The organism is Oleiphilus sp. HI0079, assembly GCF_001635105.1.
This window is the reverse complement of record NZ_LWFT01001243.1, coordinates 1-1,045: the sequence shown is the minus strand read 5'-3', so window position 1 is coordinate 1,045 and position 1,045 is coordinate 1. Positions and strand designations below refer to the sequence as shown.

Sequence of the window (1,045 nt, the reverse complement as noted above, 5' to 3'; positions counted from 1 at the left end):
TTCAGTGACTTAGCGCGGCTCGGTTCGTAGCCCCATTACCAAGCTGACACACATTAACAGCAGTACGAAGGTAAACGGTAAACCGGTTGAGATTGCACCGGCTTGCAAGGCTTGAATCGCTTCTGTGCCGCCAATCCAAAGCAGCGCGGCAGCGATAGCACCTTCGATGGTTGCCCAGAAAATACGCTGTGGAACCGGAGCATCAATTTTGCCGCCAGCGGTAATGCTGTCGATAACGAGTGAGCCGGAATCAGACGAAGTGATGAAGAATACGAGCACCAGAACGATCGCAATCATTGAAAGCACGTGCCCCATGCTTAAGGCATCAAACATCTGGAACATCGCAAGCGGAACCGATTTGAGGCCGTCTGTTCCCAGAGCGCCAATGCTATTTGCTACCTGATCGATGGCCATGCCACCGTAGACAGACATCCAAAGCACAGTGACAAGCGTCGGGATTGCCAGAACGGCTACAAGGAATTCACAAATCGTGCGGCCCTTTGATACACGTGCGATAAACATCCCTACGAAAGGGGACCATGAAATCCACCATGCCCAGTAGAATACAGTCCAGCCTTGGAACCATGCTTCATCAGGACGACCATGCGGGTTGCTCAGAGGAATAATATTTTCGATATACGCCATGAGTGTTGTCGGGATCGAGCCCAATGCGACAGCTGCGCCCATTAAGGCAACCAGTGTCAGTAGGGCAAATGCAATCACCATGTTGACGTTACTAAGTACTTTGACCCCGCCTTCAAGGCCGCGCACAACCGAAATGATGGCCAGCAAAGTGACACCAATAATGACCGTGATTTGTAAGCCGATACTGGCCTCAATGCCAAACACATGCTGAATGCCTGAAGCGGCTTGCTGGGCACCTAGGCCTAGCGAAGTAGCAAGACCAAATAGCGTGGCGAGTACCGCAAGAATATCAATAATGTGTCCCGGCCAACCCCAAGTGCGGTCACCGAGAATAGGGTAGAAAACAGAGCGAATAGAGAGAGGCAAGCCTTTGTTATAACAAAAGAAAGCAAGTGATAAT

General features: G+C 50.8%; 1 protein-coding gene. It reads right to left on the bottom strand.

Features of this window, described 5'->3' with window-relative positions:
- Positions 1-9: 9 nt before the first annotated feature.
- A partial coding sequence (locus tag A3750_RS21920; protein WP_068548825.1) for a BCCT family transporter occupies positions 10-1,045 on the bottom strand: 1,036 nt, incomplete at its 5' end.